Source organism: Roseateles chitinivorans, assembly GCF_002761755.1.
Lineage (GTDB): Bacteria > Pseudomonadota > Gammaproteobacteria > Burkholderiales > Burkholderiaceae_C > Roseateles > Roseateles chitinivorans.
In genome coordinates, this window is sequence record NZ_PEOG01000006.1 from 1 (window position 1) to 17,898 (window position 17,898).

Genomic DNA, 17,898 nt, shown 5'->3' on the forward strand with positions numbered 1-17,898 from the left:
CGGCGGCTGGGTGCGCGCGACCGCGGGCGACGGCGCAGGCGCCGAGATCACCGGCGAGGTGGTCGGCTCGGCCGGACGCGCGACGTTGTTGCTCGGCGGATCGAACAGCAGCGTGAACTCACGGGTCAGGCGGCCGCTGGACCAGTTCAGTTCGAGGATGACGTCGACGAAGGGCTCCTGCACCGCGCGGTCGCTGGACAGGCGCAGATAGGGACGTCCGTCGGAACGGCGGGCCAGTTGCACCTGCGTGTTGGCCAGCACCGCGTTGTAGTCCAGGCCCGAGGCCCGGTAGGACTCGGGCGGAGCGACGCGCAGCTTCAGCGAGCTCGCCTCTTCAGGGCTCAGGCTGCTGACGTCGATCTCGGCGCGCAGCGTTTCGCCGAGCGCCGACTGCACCGTCAGTTTCCCCAGTCCCAAACCCCAGGCAGAGCCCGCCGCCAGTCCCAATGCAGTGACCGCGGCCACCTGGCTCAGCGCAAAACGCGCATATGCGCTCGCATGTTTTTTCAAGGCGTCCCCCAAAGCAACAAAGCGGCCCACCCGGAGGACCGCTCGTCATGACGTATTGTTGTTGTGCGACTCATGCGCCGCGCAGGCTCCCTGCCTATCCCGCGGTAGAAAATCACAACGGTGGCAAGCATATACGCATCGTTGCTGAGGTAGCTCATGAATAACATCCATGAGCCAGCCTCGATTCACAGGTGGTTACGGCCTTGTCGCTAGAAGGCAACGCGGGCGGAGTGCTCGCTTTCCCTCATCGGAACGAAAAAAAGCGGTGACACGCCACCGCTTCCAGGCCGACCGCCTCAGCGATCCAGCAGGATCCTCAGCATCCGGCGCAGGGGTTCGGCCGCCCCCCACAGCAGCTGGTCACCGATGGTGAACGCGCCCAGGTAGTCCGGACCCATCGCCAGCTTGCGCAGACGGCCCACCGGGATGGTCATCGTGCCGGTCACCGCGACCGGCGTCAGGTCCTTGATCGTGGCCTCGCGGGTGTTGGGCACGACCTTCACCCACTCGTTGTCGGCGGCGATCATGGCCTCGATGTCGGCCAGCGGCACGTCCTTCTTCAGCTTGAAGGTCAGGGCCTGCGAGTGGCAGCGCATCGCGCCCACGCGCACGCAGAAGCCGTCGACCGGCACGGCCGGCGAGCCGAAGCCCTCGCCCTGGCCGAGGATCTTGTTGGTCTCGGCCATGCCCTTCCACTCTTCCTTGGAAGTGCCGTTGCCCAGGTCCTTGTCGATCCACGGAATCAGCGAACCACCCAGCGGCACGCCGAAGTTGGCGGTTTCCTCGGCGGACAGCGCGCGCTGCTTGGCGATGACCTGGCGGTCGATCTCGAGGATGGCGCTCTTGGGATCATCCAGCAGCGGACGCACCGCGGCGTTCAGCGTGCCGTACTGGGTCAGCAGCTCGCGCATGTGCTGCGCGCCGCCGCCGGAGGCGGCCTGGTAGGTCTGCGTCGACATCCACTCGACCAGCCCCGCCTTGTACAGCGCGCCCACGCCCATCAGCATGCAGCTCACCGTGCAGTTGCCGCCGATCCAGTCCTTGCCGCCCTTGGCCAGCGCGTTCTTGATCACCGGCATGTTGACCGGATCCAGCACGATCACCGCGTTGTCGGCCATGCGCAGCGAGGACGCGGCATCGATCCAGTGACCGTTCCAGCCCGCGGCGCGGAGCTTGGGGTAGACCTCGTTCGTGTAATCGCCACCCTGGCAGGTGATGATGATCTCGCAGCGCTTGAGCTGCTCGATGTCGAAGGCGCTGCGCAGCGCGGTCTCGTTCTTCGCGAAGGCCGGGGCGGTGCCGCCGGCGTTCGAGGTGCTGAAGAACAGCGGCTCGATCAGGTCGAAATCGCGCTCCTGCGCCATGCGGTCCATCAGCACGGAGCCGACCATGCCGCGCCAACCCACCAGTCCAACCAAAGTCGTCATTTGCGTTCCTTGAAGAGGCCCGGCACTGCTGGCCGGGCATGTCGCCCAAACACCGTCACAAACCCTGGGGAGCCTGCCCGGCTCGCTTCGCCGGGTTTGTGAGTGGGGGCGAGACGAACCGGAGCGGACTAGCTCTTGATGGTTTTGGTCGTGGTAATGGCGGTCGTGCCCTTGCTGGACGCAATGGCGGCGACGACGGCATCACCCATCTCGCGGGTGCTCACCTTCTGGGTGCCCTCGCTCCAGATGTCCGCGGTACGCAGACCCTGGGCCAGCACGGACTGAACCGCCGACTCGATGCGAGCGGCGGCTTCGGGCTGGTTGAGGGAGAACTTGAGCATCATGGCAGCGGACAGGATTGTAGCCAGCGGATTGGCAATCCCCTTTCCTGCTATGTCTGGGGCGCTGCCATGACTCGGTTCATACAGGCCTTTGTTGTTCTTGTCCAACGAGGCACTGGGCAACATGCCAATCGAGCCGGTCAGCATCGCCGCCTCGTCGGACAGGATGTCGCCGAACATGTTGCCGGTGACGACCACGTCGAACTTCTTCGGCGCCTTGACCAGTTGCATCGCGGCGTTGTCGACATACATGTGCTCGAGCTCGACGTCCGGATAGTCGCGGTGGACCTCGGTCACCACGTCCTTCCAGAACTGGAAGGTCTCCAGCACGTTGGCCTTGTCGACCGAGGTCACCTTGCGGTTGCGCTTGCGCGCGGCCTGGAAGGCGACGTGGGCGATGCGCTCGATCTCGGGACGCGAGTAGCGCATCGTATCGAAGGCTTCCTCGCTGCCGGGGAAGTGGCCGTCGACGGCGGTGCGGCGGCCGCGGGGCTGACCGAAATAGATGTCGCCCGTGAGCTCTCGAATGATCAGGATGTCCAGGCCGGCGACGAGCTCCGGCTTCAGGCTGGACGCATGGGTGAGCTGCTCGTAGCAGATGGCCGGGCGGAAGTTGGCGAACAGGCCCAGCGCCTTGCGCAGCCCCAGGATCGCCTGCTCGGGCCGCAGCGCGCGCTCGAGCTTGTCGTACTTCCAGTCGCCGACAGCGCCGAACAGCACCGCGTCGGCCTGGAGCGCGAGCTTGAGCGTCGCCTCGGGCAGCGGGTGGCCGGCGGCCTCGTAGGCCGCGCCGCCGACGGGCGCGGTCTCCATCTCGAGCGGCAACTCGAGCACGTTCAGGACCTTGACGGCCTCCGCGACGATTTCGGTGCCGATGCCGTCACCAGGCAGGACTGCGATCTTCATGAGGTCCTCAGCGAGTAATTCGGTTGTTGAGCCACGGCTTGGTGGCGATGCGTTCGGCCTCGAAGGCCTTGATCTTGTCGGCGTGGCGCAGCGTCAGGCCGATGTCGTCGAAGCCATTGAGCAGGCAGTACTTGCGGAACGGCTGGACGTCGAAGGGCAGCTCCTCGCCATCGGGCTTGACCACGACCTGGCGCTCCAGGTCCACCGTCAGCTGGTAGCCCGGGAAGGCGAAGACCTCGTCGAAGAGCCGGGCGACCTGGCTGTCGGGCAGCACGATCGGCAGCACGCCGTTCTTGAAGGTGTTGTTGAAGAAGATGTCGGCGAAGCTCGGCGCGATCAGCGCGCGGAAGCCGTACTGCTGCAGCGCCCAGGGGGCGTGCTCGCGGCTGGAGCCGCAGCCGAAGTTGTTTCGCGCCAGCAGGATCGACGCACCCTGGTAACGCGGCTGGTTCAGCACGAAGTCCGGATTGGGCTTGCGGCTGGCGGGATCCTGGCCCGGCTCGCCGTGATCGAGGTAGCGCCACTCGTCGAAGAGATTCGGGCCGAAGCCGCTGCGCTTGATCGACTTCAGGAATTGCTTGGGAATGATCGCGTCGGTGTCGACGTTCTCGCGGTCCATCGGGGCCACGAGGCCCTGGTGCACGGTGAACTTGTCCATGGTGGTGTCCTGTCGGTCCTCGGGCTCAGGCGATGCGGCGCACGTCGACGAAGTGGCCTTCCATCGCGGCGGCCGCGGCCATCGCCGGGCTCACCAGGTGCGTGCGGCCACCGGCGCCCTGCCGGCCTTCGAAGTTGCGGTTGCTGGTGGAGGCGCAGCGCTCGCCGGGTTCGAGCCGGTCGGCGTTCATCGCCAGGCACATCGAGCAGCCCGGCTCTCGCCATTCGAAGCCGGCGGCCTTGAAGATCTGGTCGAGGCCCTCGGCCTCCGCCTGCGCCTTCACCAGACCGGAGCCGGGGACCACCAGCGCCAGCTTGACGTTGGCCGCGACTCGGCCGCCCAAGCGCTTGACCACGGCCGCGGCTTCGCGCATGTCCTCGATGCGGCTGTTGGTGCAGCTGCCGATGAAGACCTTGTCGATGCGGATGTCGTTGATCGGCTTGTTGGGCTCCAGCGCCATGTACTGCAGCGCACGCTCGATGGCGCCGCGCTTGACGGCGTCCTTCTCCTTGTCGGGATCGGGCACGCGGTCCTCGATCGACAGGACCATCTCGGGCGAAGTCCCCCAGGTGACCTGCGGGCGGATCTGCGCGGCGTCGAGCTCGACGACCGCGTCGAAGCGGGCGCCCTCATCCGAATGCAGCGTGCGCCAGTACGCCACCGCCTGGTCCCATTCGACGCCGGTGGGCGTGAACGGGCGGCCCTTGACGTACTGGATCGTGGTGTCGTCCACGGCGATCAGGCCGGCGCGCGCGCCCGCCTCGATCGCCATGTTGCACACGGTCATGCGGCCTTCCATCGACAGCGCGCGGATCGCGCTGCCGGCGAACTCGATCGTGTAGCCGGTGCCGCCGGCGGTGCCGATGCGGCCGATGATCGCCAGCACGATGTCCTTGGCGCCGACGCCGGGCATCACCTGGCCCTCGACCCGGATCAGCAGGTTCTTCGCCTTCTTGGCCAGCAGCGTCTGCGTGGCCAGCACATGCTCGACCTCGGACGTGCCGATGCCGTGGGCCAGCGCGCCGAAGGCGCCATGGGTGGAGGTGTGGCTGTCACCGCAGACGACGGTCATGCCGGGCAGCGTGGCGCCCTGCTCCGGGCCGATCACATGGACGATGCCCTGGCGCTTGTCGCTCATCTTGAACTGCGTGATGCCGAAGCGGTCGCAGTTCTTGTCCAGCGTGTCGACCTGCAGGCGGGACACCGGATCGGCGATGCCCTGGCTGCGGTCGGTGGTGGGCACGTTGTGGTCGCTGACGGCCAGGTTGGCCGACAGGCGCCAGACCTTGCGGCCGGCCAGGTCCAGGCCCTCGAAGGCCTGCGGGCTGGTGACCTCGTGGACCAGGTGGCGGTCGATGTACAGGACGGACGTGCCGTCCTCCTCGGTGTGCACCACGTGCTCGTCCCAGAGCTTGTCGTACAGGGTGCGCGGCGCACCGGCGTTGGAGCTGTTGGCGATCATGGGATGGCTCTCCATCACTTCAGGAATGACGCTTCACCGGGAAGCGCCCTTGGAAACGGGGGTCGACGAGCCCGGGGTCGAGGCGGCCGCCTCGTTCCTGGCGGCCGGGCACAGCGCGTCGACGAAGCGCTGCACGACGGTGGGCAGCCGCTCCTGGCGGGCCACACCCAGAACATAGTCGCGCTGGGCCCAGGCTTCATCGAGCGTCAACCGGCGGACGTCGAAGACCTGGGCGAAACGGCGTGCCGGCGCATCCGGCAGCACCGCGACGCCCATGCCGGCCTCGACCAGCTGGGCGATCGCATCGAAGCCGCGCACCTGCAACCGCGCCTTGAGCGTGCGGCCGCGGGTCATGGCCTCCTGCATCATGAGTTCCTGCGCCGCGGCGCCGCTGTGCAGGCCGACAAGGTCATGGTCGAGCAGGTCGTCGAAGCTGACCGACTCGCGTCCGGCCAGCTCGTGGGCCGCCGGCACCAGCACCGCCAGCCGGCCGGTGCGGTAGGACCAGGTCTGCAGGCGGTTATCCAGCAGCGGCGTGGTGAAGACGCCCACGTCGGCGCGGCCCTCGGCCACGGCGGCCTGCACTTCGGCGCTGGTCTGGTCCTCCAGGCTGATGCGGATCTGGGGATGCGCCTGGGAGAACGCGGCCAGGTCCGGCGGCAGCGCCTCGGCGATCGCACCGGCATTGGCGGCGATGCGCAGGTGGCCCTTGATGCCGCGGGCGAACTCGACCACCTCGCTTTCCAGCGCATGCAAGGACGCATGCAGCGAACGGATGTGGCGCACCAGCGCGCGGCAGGCCTCGGTGGGCTCCACGCCACGGGCGCGGCGCTCGAAGAGCTGCACGCCCAGCCGGGTCTCCAGGTCGGAAATCCGCTTGCTGGCCGCGGCCAGCGCCAGATGTTCGCGCTCGGCCCCACGGGTGATGGAGCGGGTCTGTTCGATCGCCAACACGAGGTTCAGGGTGGTGAGGTCGAGGCGCATGGTTCCGCGGCGGCTGGGTTGCACTGTAGCCTTCGCTCAGAGAGCAAGACTCTGGGCGTTCATGATAATTCCTTCGCCCCAAACGAAAGCTTAAAAATTTTCAGCGACGGTGGTTACCGTTGTTTGGCTTGTATTGGTCTGCATCAGGTCCTATGGTGGTCCTGCTTTGGTGTGGTGTCGGGCCACTTCATCGAGGCATCCAACTTCTCAATCAGGAGACTTGCATGCAATCCCGAGCCCGAACCGCCGGCGCGTTCGCGTTGGCCACCTTCTCGACCGCCATGACCGCGATGCTCGCCCAGAGCACCGCGTTCGCCCATGGCGCGCCCGAGTTTCCGATCTCGCGCCAGTACAACTGCTACAAGAACCCGTCGCTGCCGGCCTGCCAGGCCGCGATCGCCTACGGCGGCGAGCAAGCCATCTACGACTGGAACGGCGTCAACCAGGCCGCCGCGAATGGCAACCACAAGGCAGTCGTGCCCGACCTCAAGATCTGCGCCGGTGGGCAGGAGAAGTTCAAGGGCTTCGACCTGGCCCGCGGCGACTGGGCCGCGACCGCCTATTCGCCGGGTGCTGACGGCCGGTATGAATACCGCTACAACGCCACCGCGCCGCACCGCTCGCTCAACTGGACCTTCTTCCTGACGCGCGATGGCTGGAGCCCGACGACGTCCTCCCTGCGCTGGTCGGATCTGGAGCAGGTGCAGCAGCTGGGGCCGGAGCAGATCGTCACCTCCGGCAAGACCTACACGATGAAGCTGAGCCTGCCCAAGCGGACCGGCCGGCATGTGCTGTATTCGGTCTGGCAGCGCGCGGACAGCACCGAGGCCTTCTATGCCTGCTCGGACGTCGACTTCGGCGGCGGCAGCACGCCGCCGGGCACGCCGTCGGACCTCAAGCAGATCGGCCAGGTCTCGGCGGCGCAGGACCTGCCCGCCGGCAGCCAGGTGAAGCTGCGGGTGTTCAACAGCGCCGGCAACGACCTGGAGACGATCTCGGTGTCGCTGAGCGCGGCGGCGACGAAGTCGGTGTGGCTCGGCCAGATCGCGACGAAGGCCAACCAGACCTCCGGCTACCTGAAGGTCGGCACGCTGCAGGGCGGCACCGTCGTCGTGCCCAGCGGCGCGACGGTGATGGACGTCTACCTGCAGAACGCGAACTCGGGCGCGAGCTACGCGATGGACGTCGTCCTGCCGACGACGCCGCCGACCAACCCGCCCGGCACGACCTGGACGGAGGGCGCGAGCTACACGGTCGGCCAGGTGGTGAGCTACCAGGGCAAGAGCTACCGCTGCCTGCAGGCGCACACGGCCTACGTCGGCGCGGGCTGGACGCCGGCCTCTTCGCCGACGCTGTGGCAGGCGATCTGATGACCGCGCCCTGAGTCATCCCCGCGCCGGACCGAGGCCCGGCTCGGACATTCCGAGGCCCCGCCCCGGTCCGGCGCCGGGTGCCTCGGAAGGCCCGCGGGCCGAGAGTGGCTCCACCCTTTCACGTGGAGGCTCTCACCATGGCACTGCCCACCCCGGCCGACCGGCGGCCGCTCCTGTCCTCGACCCGGGCCGCCGCGACTCATCCTGGCACCTCGACCGGCCGCGCGCCCGCAGGACCGCACCGCGAGCGCTGGCGGCGGCACGTCCGGCCGCGATGGGGCCTCTGGCCGGTGGCGCTGGCGATCGCCACGGCGCTGCCCCCGGCGGGCACCTACGCCTTCACGCAAAGCGGCGCCGGGGTAGGCCTGGGCAACGGCATCCCGATGGGCCATGAATGGCTGACGCGGCTGGCGGCGCTGGAGCTGACCGGCGGCGATCCCATCATGCCGACCGACCCGCAGGACCCGCGGCGCAACTGGACGCAGGGACGGGCGAAGAACCTGGACCTGAGCGGCGCGTCGACGCAGGCCGAGCTGGCGCGGCTGCGCGCCCTGCCCTATCCGGACCAGCGCTACCAGTCGACTTACCAGTTCGTCTTCGACGCCATCCTGGGCGAGCGCTGGGTGGACCTGGGCGGCACCAACGTCGCCAAGGGTCGTCTGGGCCAGTTCGACTGCTTCGACGCGGTGGCGCAGGAGCCGCCAGACGTCCAATACGACCACTTCATGCGCCGCTACGACGACCGCAATGGCGACGGCGGCGTGAATGCCGCGCAGCAGTCGCGCCAGCGCTTCGTGCGGTACTTCGTGGCGGCCGCGATGGCGCCGCGCGCGCAGATGCGGACCTGGGACGGCGGCGCCTACAGCACGTCCTACGCCGTGGACCGCAACTACTACCTGATGGGCCGGGCGGCGCACCTGCTGCAGGACTCCTTCAGCACCGAGCACACGGTCCGCGACCCGGGCTCCAACCTGGAGCGCCTGCTGCAGGTCAAGAGCTACCTGTGCGCTGCCGGTTCCGAACAGCACACCCATGACGACAGGCAGTTGCTGACCTACGCGAGCGGCGATGTCATCTGGCGTCCCGGCACGCAACTGCAAGGCGGCTGGTCCGGCTACAAGCCCAGCAACATGAAGGTGCCGGCGCTGGTCGCGCTGGAGGCCAGCAAGGACCTGTGGGCCGCCTTCATCCGCACGATGGGCACTCCCTACGGCCAGCGCGAGGCCAAGGCGAACGAGGAGGCCGAGGCGATCGCCAGGAACTGGATGAGCTTCGACGAGCAGGCGATGCGGGCCTGGTACGACGAGCCGGCCCACCGCGACGCCACTTACGTGCTGGCGCAGAACCAGCGCGGACCTGGCCGCAGCGTGGCGGACTGCATGCGCGGCCTGGGCGAGCCCTCCGGCGACCAGATGGTGCGCGTGCGCCAGCTCGAGGAGGATCGCCGGCAGTGCCTGTTCAACATCGAGGCGCAGGACGGCTATGGCGACCTGGCCGATCCACAGCTGCGCCTGCCCTTCTATTGGCGGTGGAAGGACCAGAGCTGGCTGCCGGCGCCTGGGAACTGGCAGCCGCCCATCCCCGCAGCGGACAGCGGGAACCGGGTGCGCCTGCGCAGCCTGGCCAACCAGCAGACGATGACGGCGCCCGACGGACTGGTCGACAACGCCTGGCTCTACAACCGGGCCGGGACGCCGGTGGAGTTCGTCCAGGTATCCGGCGCCGGCGGCGCCTCCTGGTTCCGGGCGGCGGACCAGAGCGACCTGTTCCTGAGCTATCGCGCCGCGACCGGCGCGGTGAAACTGTACGCGTCGCCGGCCGAGGCCTCGTTCAGCGTGGCGCCGGCGCGGGCCGGCATGGGGCTGCGCAACCTCTACTGGAACCAGTATCTGTGGCTGTCCGGCGAGTCGCCCTACCTCACCCGCAGCGGCGATCCCAACCAGCCCAGTGGACAGTGGTCGCTGGACCCGTCGCCGCCACGCTGAGCGGCCGGCGCAGGCGCCTCAGTCGAGGAGGCCCAGCATCGCCTTGCCTACCGCCTCGGCGACCTCGATGCCATCCACGCCGGCGGACATGATGCCGCCGGCGTAGCCGGCGCCCTCGCCGGCCGGGAACAGGCCGCGCACGTTCAGGCTCTGGTAGTCCTTGCCGCGCGTGATCCGCAGCGGCGAGGAGGTGCGGGTCTCCACGCCGGTCAGCACCGCGTCGTTCATCGAGAAGCCGCGGATCTGGCGCTCGAAGGCCGGCAGCGCCTCGCGGATCGCGTCGAGCGCGTACTCGGGCAGGCTGCCGAAGCCCTTCTGCTGCAGGTCGGTCATCGTGACGCCGGGCTTGTAGCTCGGCTCGACGCCGCCCAGCGCGGTGCTGCGCTGACGCTTGATGAAATCGCCGACCAGGCCGGCCGGCGCCTTGTAGCCGCCCTCGCCCAATTCATAGGCGCGCGACTCCCAATAGCGCTGGAATGCGAAGCCGTCCAGCGGGTTGACGGCGCTGCCGTCCTTCCTGCCGTCCTGGCGGTAGTCCTCGGGCGAGATGCCGACGACGATGCCGGCATTGGCGTTGCGCTCGGCGCGGGAGTACTGGCTCATGCCGTTGGTGACGACGCGATCCGGCTCCGAGGTCGCGGCCACCACCGTGCCGCCCGGGCACATGCAGAAGCTGTAGACCGAGCGCCCGTTCTTCGCGTGGTGGACCAGCTTGTAGTCCGCGGCGCCCAGGATCGGATGGCCGGCATTGGGGCCGAAGCGCGCCTTGTCGATGATCGACTGCGGATGCTCGATGCGGTAGCCGATCGAGAACGGCTTGGCTTCCATGTAAACGCCACGCGCATGCAGCATCGTGAAGGTGTCGCGGGCGCTGTGGCCGAGCGCGACGACCACATGGTCCGCGCGGATCTGCTCGCCCGAGGCGAGCGTCACGCCGCGCACATGGCGCTGCCCATCGGCGCCGGGCTCGATCAGCAGGTCGGTGACCTTCTGCTGGAAGCGGATCTCGCCGCCCAGGCGCTCGATCTCGGCCCGGATCTTGATGACCATGCTCACCAGGCGGAAGGTGCCGATGTGCGGCTTGCTGACGTAGAGGATCTCCTCGGGCGCGCCGGCCTTGACGAACTCGGTCAGCACCTTGCGGGTGAGGAAGCGCGGATCGGAGATCTGGCTGTAGAGCTTGCCGTCGGAGAAGGTCCCGGCGCCGCCTTCGCCGAACTGGACGTTCGATTCGGGATCCAGGACGCTTTCGCGCCACAGGCCCCAGGTGTCCTTGGTCCGCTCGCGGACCTGCTTGCCGCGCTCCAGCACGATCGGTCGCAGGCCCATCTGGGCCAGGATCAGCGCGACGAAGATGCCGCACGGGCCGAAGCCGATGACCACCGGACGCGGGCGGTCGCCGGCATGGAAGTCGGCCGGAGCATGGCCGACGAACTGGTAGCGGGTGTCCGGCGAGGGCTTGATGTGGGCATCGCCCGCGTGGCGCTGGAGCAGCGCGGCCTCGGCGGCGACATCGCCGACCTCGCAGTCGACGGAATAGATCAGCACCATCGCGGTCTTCTTGCGCGCGTCATAGCTGCGCTTGAAGACGGTGAAGGCGGTGAGTTGCGCGTCGGGAATGCCGAGCCGTTCCAGCACGGCGGCGCGCAGCGCCTCCTCGGGGTGGTTGAGGGGCAGGCGGAGTTCGTTGATGCGGATCATGGCGATTGATCGGGCAGCAGGGCGAGGTCGCGGCGGGCCGCCGGACGTCGCAGAAAACAAAACAGGCCCCGCCGGGAGGCATGGGCCTGTTGTCGGGTCGATGGGGTCTTGCTCCCCGCGACCTCAACCCGAGTGCGGACGCTTGCCCGGGTTCTTCTTCGAGCGGGTGTGCGAGCCGCGCTCGAGGCTGCTCTTCTGGCCGCGGTGCGTGGTGACGGTCACGCCCTTGGGCGCGGCGGGACGGGGAGAAGCCTTGCGGTCGGCTTCGGTGACGATCTTGTTGCCCATGTTGGCTCCGGTAATGAACGAGAGACACCTGCCCGAAGTCACAGACTCGCCGGCCTCGGGCCCGAGCGGGCGACCGGTTGCCTTGAGCAGCGTCGGAAATACGGTGAAGGGCGGGAGTTTACACGCGTCGCGGGCGGCTCGGCGTGGCGGCGCGGGTGCCCGGCTCACTCCAGCCCATGGCCGCCGGCATCCAGGGCGGGCGGGCGCAGCAGGTCCGCATCCACGCCCATGACCTCGCTGGCGCGCTCGACCGCCTGCCAGAGCGCGGCCGGCATGGCCAGGATGTCCTCCGGCGAATCGGAGCGAGCGATCCAGGCATCGATTTCCTGATGCTGTTCGCGCGTGATCAGGTCCAGGTTCAACATCTCGTCGATGGTCTTCACGGCGGCGTCCTTCTGGTCGTGGCGGGTCTCAACGGCGAGTCGCTCGGCGCAGGGTACCAGCCTCCTTCGACCGCAAGGCGGCACTCGATCACGCAGAGCGCACGATCCGCGCACGTTCCGCGGGCCGGCCATGCCGATCCGCGTCGATCCGCGCCGGGCCGGGCCCGCCGATTGCCGGTGTCCCGACCGGCGCATGGCAAGCCTCGTCCGCCTCGCCAGGATTCGACCTCGAAGGGAATCGGCCATGAAGCACCTCCGCATCGCCCTCATCACGGCGTCGGTGACCGTCGTCGCCGCGGCGGCCATCGCCCAGACGCAGGAGCCGCCGCCCTCCTCCGGCGCCAGTCGCAAGCAGTCCGGCGTGGTCGGGCCGCCGCTGGACGCGGCGCAGATCCAGCAGCCGCCGGCGTCGACGCCCGCGCCCGCAGTCACGCCGGCGCCGACCGCATCGCCCCCGATCGTCGAGTCCCCCGAGCCGCGGGCAGACGCCCCGGCTCCATCGCGCGCCGAGCGCCCGGCACCGTCGAGCCGCAGGGCCAGCGGCCGGGTCACCGAAGCCGCCGAGCCCTCCGGCGCGCTGCCGATCCGCCCCGACCGGAACTGACCGGCCAGCCCGCCGCGTTCCCACCGCATGAAACCCGCCGCACCGCCTCCGCCTCCACCTGCCGACCAGCACGATCCCGGGCCGCCCGAGGAGGCGGTCCCGCTGTTGCTGCGCGGCTTCTCGGTCGTGCATGCGGCGCTGGCGCTGCTGTTCACCGTCATGGCCCTGCTGCTGCTGGCCATCGCGGCGAAGGAAACCTGGATGGCGCTGCACCTGGACTGGAACGACGAGGCCGCGCAACTCGTGATCGAGGCGATGGGCGTGCTGGCGGCCGCGGTGGTGGCGCTGCAGATCGCTCAGACGATCACCGAGGAGGAGGTGATCCGCAGCGCCCACATCAGCGCGCCGACGCGGGTGCGGCGCTTCCTGTCGCGCTTCATGGTGGTGATCGTGGTCGCGCTCGCGGTCGAGGCGCTGGTGGCCACCTTCCGCTCGGCGCATTCGAACTCGACGCTGCTGCTGCACGCGGCGGCGATGGTGCTGGCGGTCGGCGTGCTGCTGACGGGCTGGGGCCTGTTCATCCGCCTGAACCGCGCCGCCGAGGAGCTCGAACCCGAGGCGATGCAGGAAGCGAAGCGGGAGGATCACAAGCTCAAGTGATCCGGGGCGATGGACCGTCGCCGCTCAATCGTTCTCGAACGGCATCGTGTCCAGGAAGTCCTGCGCTTCCACCTTGCGGGCGACCAGGCGCGCGCAGCCCTTGAGGCGGGACAGGTCCTCGGTCTGCAGGCCCGGATTCGGGTGGGCGCTGAAGCAGCACACGGTGCCGAAGATGCGGCCGTCGGACAGCACCACCGGCGCGCTCAGGTGGGCGCCGATCGGGATCGGCGTCGGCGGCAGTTGCAGCGCTTCGGCCAGCGCCGCCGCGTTCGTCATCAGCTGCGGGACGCGGCCCTCGACGATGCGCTGGCAGTAGCTCTGCTCCAGCGGCGCCGAATCGCCCACATGCACGCCGATCTCCGACTCGCCGTCGACGAAGCGGAACACCCGCTCGCCGTCCAGGAACTCGGACACGAACACCACGTCCATGCCCAGTTGCTCGCGCAGGCCGCGCAGCACCTGGGTGATGCGCGCATCGAGCTCCGGATCGAAACCGTCCGAGGTGGCAGCCAGCAACTCGGAGATGGCGACATCGAGGGAATGGGCGGTGAACGGACGGTCGTACATCGGGCGTAAGGCTGGAAGGAAAGACGCGGAGACAAGCGGTCGATGCTACTCATCCGCCCCGCGGTGCCCCCCGTGGAACGGGCGCGCGGAGGTTACCGCTTGTAGCGAGGCGCCTGGACTCACGCCCCGCGCGTCACGCGATAGAGCCCCACGTCGACGCGCCCGGCCAGGAACCCCGCCTCGCAGTAGCTCAGGTAGTAGGTCCACAGCCGCTGGAACGGCAGGTCGAAGCCTTGCGCCTCGATCGCCGGCCACTCAGCCAGGAAGCGGCGGCGCCATTCCGCCAGCGTCCTCGCGTAGTCGCGCCCGAAGCGGGCCTCGGTGTGGAAGCCCAGGCCGGCGCGGCCCGCCTCCTGGGCCATGCGCTCGGGCGTCGGCAGCATGCCGCCGGGGAAGATGCAGCGCTGGATGAAGTCGGGACTGGCGCGGTAGCGCTCGAAATGCGCCTCGTCGATCGTGATCGCCTGCAGCACCGCCAGGCCACCCGGCTTGAGCCGATCCCGCAAGGTGGCGAAGTAGGTCGGCCAGTACGCCTCCCCGACCGCCTCGATCATCTCGATCGAGACGATGCGATCGAAGTGCCCCTGGATGTCGCGGTAATCCTGCAGCCGCAGGTCGACTTGCGCGGCGACACCCCATTCGGCCGCGCGCTGCTGGGCGAAGGCGAGCTGCTCGGTCGACAGGGTCACGCCGACGACCTCCACCCCGCAGCGCCGGGCGAGGGTCGCCGCCAGCGTGCCCCAGCCGCAGCCGATCTCGAGCACCCGTTGACCCGCGCGCAAGTCCAGCAACTCGACGATGCGGTCGAGCCGCCGCGCCTGCGCGGCCTCCAGCGATCCGTCGGCGGGCGCAGCGGCCCCGCCCCCGGACGCGGCGAAGGACGCGGAGGGTGCGACGGACGCGGTCGGCGCGAAGGGCGCGGTCGCCTCGGCGCTCGAGGCCTTCGCTGTCGGCCCGGCGCCGGACACCTCCGCCGCGGCGATCTCATCCCCGCCGTAGATCGCGCTCGAATAGAGCATCGAGTCGTCCAGCCACTTCGCGTAGAACCGGTTGCCCAGGTCGTAATGGGCGGCGATGTTGTGACGGCTGCCGCGCCGCGTATTGGCATTGGCGCGATGCCGCCATCGCGCGAGCCAGCGCGCCGGGCCCCGCGTCGCGGTCACGCCGGCCAGCGCCGCCTCGTTGGCGACACCGAACATCAGCAGCGCGGTCAGGTCGGGCGAACTCCAGTCGCCATCGCGGTAGGAGAACGCCAGCCCCAGGTCCCCCTGCATCAGCAGGCGCAGCACCGGCCGCCATCGATGCAGCCGCAACTCCGCACGCGGTCCCGGCGCGGGGCCGGTGACCTCGATCCGCCGGCCATCCGGCCAGATGAGCGTCAGGCGGCCCTGCCGAACCCGCGCCAGCCACCGGCGCAGCGGCGCCTGCCACGCGGGCAGCGGATCGCCCGCCAGCGTGGCCGCCGTCGACGGGTCGTCGCAAGGCGCGGTCAGGATCGAACTCGTGTCGTGATGCATGAGGGTCTCGCGGGTCGGTCGAGGAAACTCGGTCTCGAAAATTCCGGATCGGGAAGAACAGTCCCGGGGTCGGGCGCGGTCGGACCGCGCCGCGTCGATCGGGGCGGGGTCGCGGTCAGGGCCTGGACGATGTGGCGCCGTCCCGCCGCACCACGGTCAGCGGCAAGGCCGGCGCGGCCGGCCGCTCATGCAGCCGGGCGCCCTTGAGCCACAGCCGCAGCGCTTCCCAATGGATGCCGGCGACGACCTTCAACGTCAGCAGCGGATAGGCGACGAGCAGCCGCAGCAGCTGGGCATCGGTCAGCGGCGCGCGGCGCGCATCGAGCCGGGCAAGGAGCACCGCGGCGCCGTCGGCCTCATGCACGCTGACGCCGATGGACATCGCCTCGCGGGGCGGCTCGATGCGGAAGCGGTACTGCAGCGCCATGCCGAGGAAGGGCGACACGTACAGGCGCTTGTCGCTGCGCTGCTCGATCAGCGGCGCGGCGCGCTGGGCCGGATCGACCTCGATCAGATAGGCGTGCCGCTGGCCGAAGGTGTTGTTGACCTCGTAGAGAATCGCCAGCGGCGTGCCGTCCGGCGCGTCGCAGAACCACACGCTCAGCGGATTGAAGGCGTAGCCGAGCAGGCGCGGCATCGTCAGCAGCCGCACCGCGCCGCCGGTGGGCAGGCCGGCCGCCGCGAGTTGCGCGTCGATCCAGGCGCGCAGCCCGGCCGCGTCGCTCGCGCGTCCGTCGCCGTGATCCGATGGCCGGAAGCTGAAGAGGTTGAACCGCCCCAGTGAGAACCAGCGCAACCGCGCGTCGAGCGCCGGCAGTTCGTCCAGGTCCAGCAGCATCGAGAACATTCGATAGCTCAGCCGATGACGCAGCGGCCGCAGCCGCTGGTGCATCACCCGCCCGCGGTAGAGCGCGGAGGCGCTTGGCGTGCTTGGGGCGCTCATGCCGCCACCCCGGTCAGATCGGCTAGGCCGGTCGCGCCGCGCGGCAGGTGGATGCGGCCCGATTCGTCGGGCACGGACCAGGGCCGGCGCACGCCGCCCAGGGCCTCCGCCACTGCCAGGCCGGCCTGCAGGCCGTCCTCGTGGAAACCGGACCCGAACCAGGCGCCGCAGAACCAGGTGCGCTGCCGGCCCTGCAGCGACCAGAGCTCGCGCTGCGCGGCGATGCCGGCCGCGTCGAAACGCGGATGCTCGTAGACCTCGGTGCGCAGCAGGTGGTCGGGATGCGGCGGGACGGCCGGATTCAGCGTCACGAACAGCGCTTCCGCGCCCGGCCCCTGCGGCAGGTGCGGCTGCAGCCGGTTCATCCAGTAGGTCACCGTTGGCGCCGCCTGCCCCGTCTCACCGTGGCGTGAGGCGAGGTAGTTCCAGCTCGACCAGACCGCCCGGCGGCGCGGCATCAGCGCCGGGTCGCGGTGGAGCACGGCCAAATTGCGGGTGTAGGGGAAGGCGCCGAGGAGGCGTCGCTCGGCGGCGCTGGGGGCGAGCAGCATGCGCAGCGACTGGTCCGCATGCGTGGCCAGCACGACCTGGTCGAACGGCGCGGTCCAGGCGCCACGCCGGGTACGCAGCCGCACGCCGTCCTGCTCGCGCGCGACGGCGATGACCGGTTCGTCGCGATGGATGCGGTCGGCGAAGGACTGCGTCAGGCGTCGCACGTATTCGCGGCTGCCGCCGTCGACGGTGCGCCACACCGGCCGCCCGCTGACCCGCAGCAGGCCGTGGTTCTCGCAGAAGCGGACGAAGGCGGCGACCGGATAACGGCCGATGTCGGCGGCGGTCGAGGACCAGATCGCCGCGCCCATCGGGTACAGGTGGTCGTCGCGGAAGGCGCGGCCGTAGCCGCGCGCGTCGAGGTAGTCGTCCAGCGTCAGGTCGCCGCTGGCCTGGGCATCCTGCGGCGCCTCGCGGTAGAAGCGCAGCAGCTCCCGCAGCATCGACCAGAAGCGCGGGCGCAGCAGGTTGGACCGTTGGGCGAAGAGGCCGTTCAGGTCGGTGCCGGCGTATTCCAGCGCGCCGCCGTCCAGGCTGACCGCGAAGGACATGTCCGAGGCGCGCGTCGGCACTGCCAGGTGGCGGAACAGCGCGCTCAGGTTGGGATAGGCCGGCTCGTTGTAGACGATGAAGCCGGTATCGACCGGCACGGTCGCCCCGCGATCCGGCGCATCGACCGTGTGGCTGTGGCCGCCGATGCGGCCGTCCGCCTCGAAGACCTGGACGTCATGGCGCCCGGACAGCAGCCAGGCGCAGGACAGGCCCGAGATGCCGGCGCCGACGACGGCGATGCGCAGCGGCCGGCCGTCCGGCGGGCTGGGGAGGTCGGGCGGGAGGGTGTCTGAGCCGGGCATCGTCGCGTCCTGGGGTTTGGCGCTTGTACGCGAACCGACCGGATTTGGATCGCCGCCCCCAAACCGGCGATCCGACTCCGACGTCCGTTGGGGCGAGGGTCGCCCGCATGGCGGTTCCGGCGCGACCCGGCGATGATCCGACCCGCCGTCCGCCGCGTATCAGGTCCCATGGGCACCCCGCGTCGTGACGATTCGACCTCCGCCCCGGCCTCCCGGCCGGGCGAGGCCGCACCCACGCCCGCT

The 17,898-nt window shown here is 69.6% G+C and carries 17 protein-coding genes; 4 read left to right on the top strand and 13 right to left on the bottom strand.

Features of this window, described 5'->3' with window-relative positions:
* The 6 genes from CS062_RS01325 to CS062_RS01350 form a co-directional block, all read right to left on the bottom strand.
* A partial coding sequence (locus tag CS062_RS01325; protein WP_368372842.1) for a FimV/HubP-related protein occupies positions 1-510 on the bottom strand: 510 nt, incomplete at its 3' end.
* 296 nt (positions 511-806) lie between these two features.
* Positions 807-1,937, bottom strand: coding sequence for an aspartate-semialdehyde dehydrogenase (gene asd, locus CS062_RS01330; protein WP_099859680.1), 1,131 nt, complete (start codon positions 1,935-1,937; stop codon positions 807-809).
* Between the two features lie 128 nt (positions 1,938-2,065).
* Entirely contained in the window at positions 2,066-3,184 is a 1,119-nt protein-coding gene (leuB, locus tag CS062_RS01335; RefSeq protein ID WP_099859681.1) for a 3-isopropylmalate dehydrogenase, read from the bottom strand.
* A 7-nt stretch (positions 3,185-3,191) separates the two neighbouring features.
* Positions 3,192-3,842 (bottom strand): 3-isopropylmalate dehydratase small subunit, encoded by a 651-nt coding sequence (gene leuD / locus CS062_RS01340; RefSeq protein ID WP_099859682.1) that lies wholly within the window; start codon positions 3,840-3,842, stop codon positions 3,192-3,194.
* A 25-nt stretch (positions 3,843-3,867) separates the two neighbouring features.
* Positions 3,868-5,304 (bottom strand): 3-isopropylmalate dehydratase large subunit, encoded by a 1,437-nt coding sequence (gene leuC, locus CS062_RS01345; protein ID WP_099859683.1) that lies wholly within the window; start codon positions 5,302-5,304, stop codon positions 3,868-3,870.
* A 33-nt stretch (positions 5,305-5,337) separates the two neighbouring features.
* A complete protein-coding gene (locus CS062_RS01350; protein ID WP_099859684.1) occupies positions 5,338-6,288 on the bottom strand; it encodes a LysR family transcriptional regulator in 951 nt (316 codons plus the stop codon).
* Positions 6,289-6,512: 224 nt separating this feature from the next.
* Between CS062_RS01350 and CS062_RS01355 the strand changes: the two genes are divergently transcribed.
* Positions 6,513-7,658, top strand: coding sequence for a lytic polysaccharide monooxygenase (locus tag CS062_RS01355; RefSeq protein ID WP_158238635.1), 1,146 nt, complete (start codon positions 6,513-6,515; stop codon positions 7,656-7,658).
* Positions 7,659-7,798: 140 nt separating this feature from the next.
* Positions 7,799-9,646, top strand: a complete 1,848-nt coding sequence (locus CS062_RS01360) for a hemolysin D (RefSeq protein WP_099859686.1) — start codon at positions 7,799-7,801, stop codon at positions 9,644-9,646.
* Positions 9,647-9,664: 18 nt separating this feature from the next.
* On the opposite strand, the gene CS062_RS01365 is transcribed toward CS062_RS01360, so the two are convergent.
* The 3 genes from CS062_RS01365 to CS062_RS01370 form a co-directional block, all read right to left on the bottom strand.
* Positions 9,665-11,347 (bottom strand): NAD(P)/FAD-dependent oxidoreductase, encoded by a 1,683-nt coding sequence (locus CS062_RS01365; RefSeq protein WP_099859687.1) that lies wholly within the window; start codon positions 11,345-11,347, stop codon positions 9,665-9,667.
* A gap of 123 nt (positions 11,348-11,470) precedes the next feature.
* Positions 11,471-11,635, bottom strand: coding sequence for a hypothetical protein (locus tag CS062_RS26575; RefSeq protein ID WP_175538227.1), 165 nt, complete (start codon positions 11,633-11,635; stop codon positions 11,471-11,473).
* 164 nt (positions 11,636-11,799) lie between these two features.
* Positions 11,800-12,018: a hypothetical protein gene (locus CS062_RS01370; protein WP_099859688.1), complete on the bottom strand. Its 219-nt coding sequence runs from the start codon at positions 12,016-12,018 to the stop codon at positions 11,800-11,802.
* Between the two features lie 244 nt (positions 12,019-12,262).
* On the opposite strand from CS062_RS01370, the gene CS062_RS01375 reads away from it, so the two are divergent.
* Both CS062_RS01375 and CS062_RS01380 read left to right on the top strand, forming a co-directional pair.
* The gene (locus tag CS062_RS01375; protein WP_099859689.1) at positions 12,263-12,622 is read left to right on the top strand and encodes a hypothetical protein; all 360 of its coding nucleotides are present in this window, start codon (positions 12,263-12,265) and stop codon (positions 12,620-12,622) included.
* A gap of 159 nt (positions 12,623-12,781) precedes the next feature.
* Entirely contained in the window at positions 12,782-13,222 is a 441-nt protein-coding gene (locus tag CS062_RS01380) for a hypothetical protein (protein ID WP_233217866.1), read from the top strand.
* A gap of 24 nt (positions 13,223-13,246) precedes the next feature.
* Here CS062_RS01380 and CS062_RS01385 read toward each other — a convergent pair whose 3' ends face one another.
* From CS062_RS01385 to CS062_RS01400, 4 genes are all read right to left on the bottom strand, one after another.
* Entirely contained in the window at positions 13,247-13,789 is a 543-nt protein-coding gene (locus tag CS062_RS01385; protein WP_099859690.1) for a GAF domain-containing protein, read from the bottom strand.
* A 119-nt stretch (positions 13,790-13,908) separates the two neighbouring features.
* A complete protein-coding gene (locus tag CS062_RS26715; protein ID WP_099859691.1) occupies positions 13,909-15,306 on the bottom strand; it encodes an SAM-dependent methyltransferase in 1,398 nt (465 codons plus the stop codon).
* Between the two features lie 115 nt (positions 15,307-15,421).
* The gene (locus CS062_RS01395) at positions 15,422-16,249 is read right to left on the bottom strand and encodes a DUF1365 domain-containing protein (RefSeq protein WP_099859692.1); all 828 of its coding nucleotides are present in this window, start codon (positions 16,247-16,249) and stop codon (positions 15,422-15,424) included.
* Positions 16,246-17,655: an NAD(P)/FAD-dependent oxidoreductase gene (locus CS062_RS01400; protein ID WP_099859693.1), complete on the bottom strand. Its 1,410-nt coding sequence runs from the start codon at positions 17,653-17,655 to the stop codon at positions 16,246-16,248. Before CS062_RS01400 ends, CS062_RS01395 begins: the two co-directional genes overlap by 4 nt.
* Positions 17,656-17,898 lie beyond the last annotated feature (243 nt).

Coding starts and splice junctions, on each gene's coding strand:
- asd (WP_099859680.1), bottom strand. CDS start 1,937: ATGACGACTTTGGTTGGACTGGTGGGTTGGCGCGGCATGGTCGGCTCC.
- leuB (WP_099859681.1), bottom strand. CDS start 3,184: ATGAAGATCGCAGTCCTGCCTGGTGACGGCATCGGCACCGAAATCGTC.
- leuD (WP_099859682.1), bottom strand. CDS start 3,842: ATGGACAAGTTCACCGTGCACCAGGGCCTCGTGGCCCCGATGGACCGC.
- leuC (WP_099859683.1), bottom strand. CDS start 5,304: ATGATCGCCAACAGCTCCAACGCCGGTGCGCCGCGCACCCTGTACGAC.
- CS062_RS01350 (WP_099859684.1), bottom strand. CDS start 6,288: ATGCGCCTCGACCTCACCACCCTGAACCTCGTGTTGGCGATCGAACAG.
- CS062_RS01355 (WP_158238635.1), top strand. CDS start 6,513: ATGCAATCCCGAGCCCGAACCGCCGGCGCGTTCGCGTTGGCCACCTTC.
- CS062_RS01360 (WP_099859686.1), top strand. CDS start 7,799: ATGGCACTGCCCACCCCGGCCGACCGGCGGCCGCTCCTGTCCTCGACC.
- CS062_RS01365 (WP_099859687.1), bottom strand. CDS start 11,347: ATGATCCGCATCAACGAACTCCGCCTGCCCCTCAACCACCCCGAGGAG.
- CS062_RS26575 (WP_175538227.1), bottom strand. CDS start 11,635: ATGGGCAACAAGATCGTCACCGAAGCCGACCGCAAGGCTTCTCCCCGT.
- CS062_RS01375 (WP_099859689.1), top strand. CDS start 12,263: ATGAAGCACCTCCGCATCGCCCTCATCACGGCGTCGGTGACCGTCGTC.
- CS062_RS01380 (WP_233217866.1), top strand. CDS start 12,782: ATGGCCCTGCTGCTGCTGGCCATCGCGGCGAAGGAAACCTGGATGGCG.
- CS062_RS01385 (WP_099859690.1), bottom strand. CDS start 13,789: ATGTACGACCGTCCGTTCACCGCCCATTCCCTCGATGTCGCCATCTCC.
- CS062_RS26715 (WP_099859691.1), bottom strand. CDS start 15,306: ATGCATCACGACACGAGTTCGATCCTGACCGCGCCTTGCGACGACCCG.
- CS062_RS01395 (WP_099859692.1), bottom strand. CDS start 16,249: ATGAGCGCCCCAAGCACGCCAAGCGCCTCCGCGCTCTACCGCGGGCGG.
- CS062_RS01400 (WP_099859693.1), bottom strand. CDS start 17,655: ATGCCCGGCTCAGACACCCTCCCGCCCGACCTCCCCAGCCCGCCGGAC.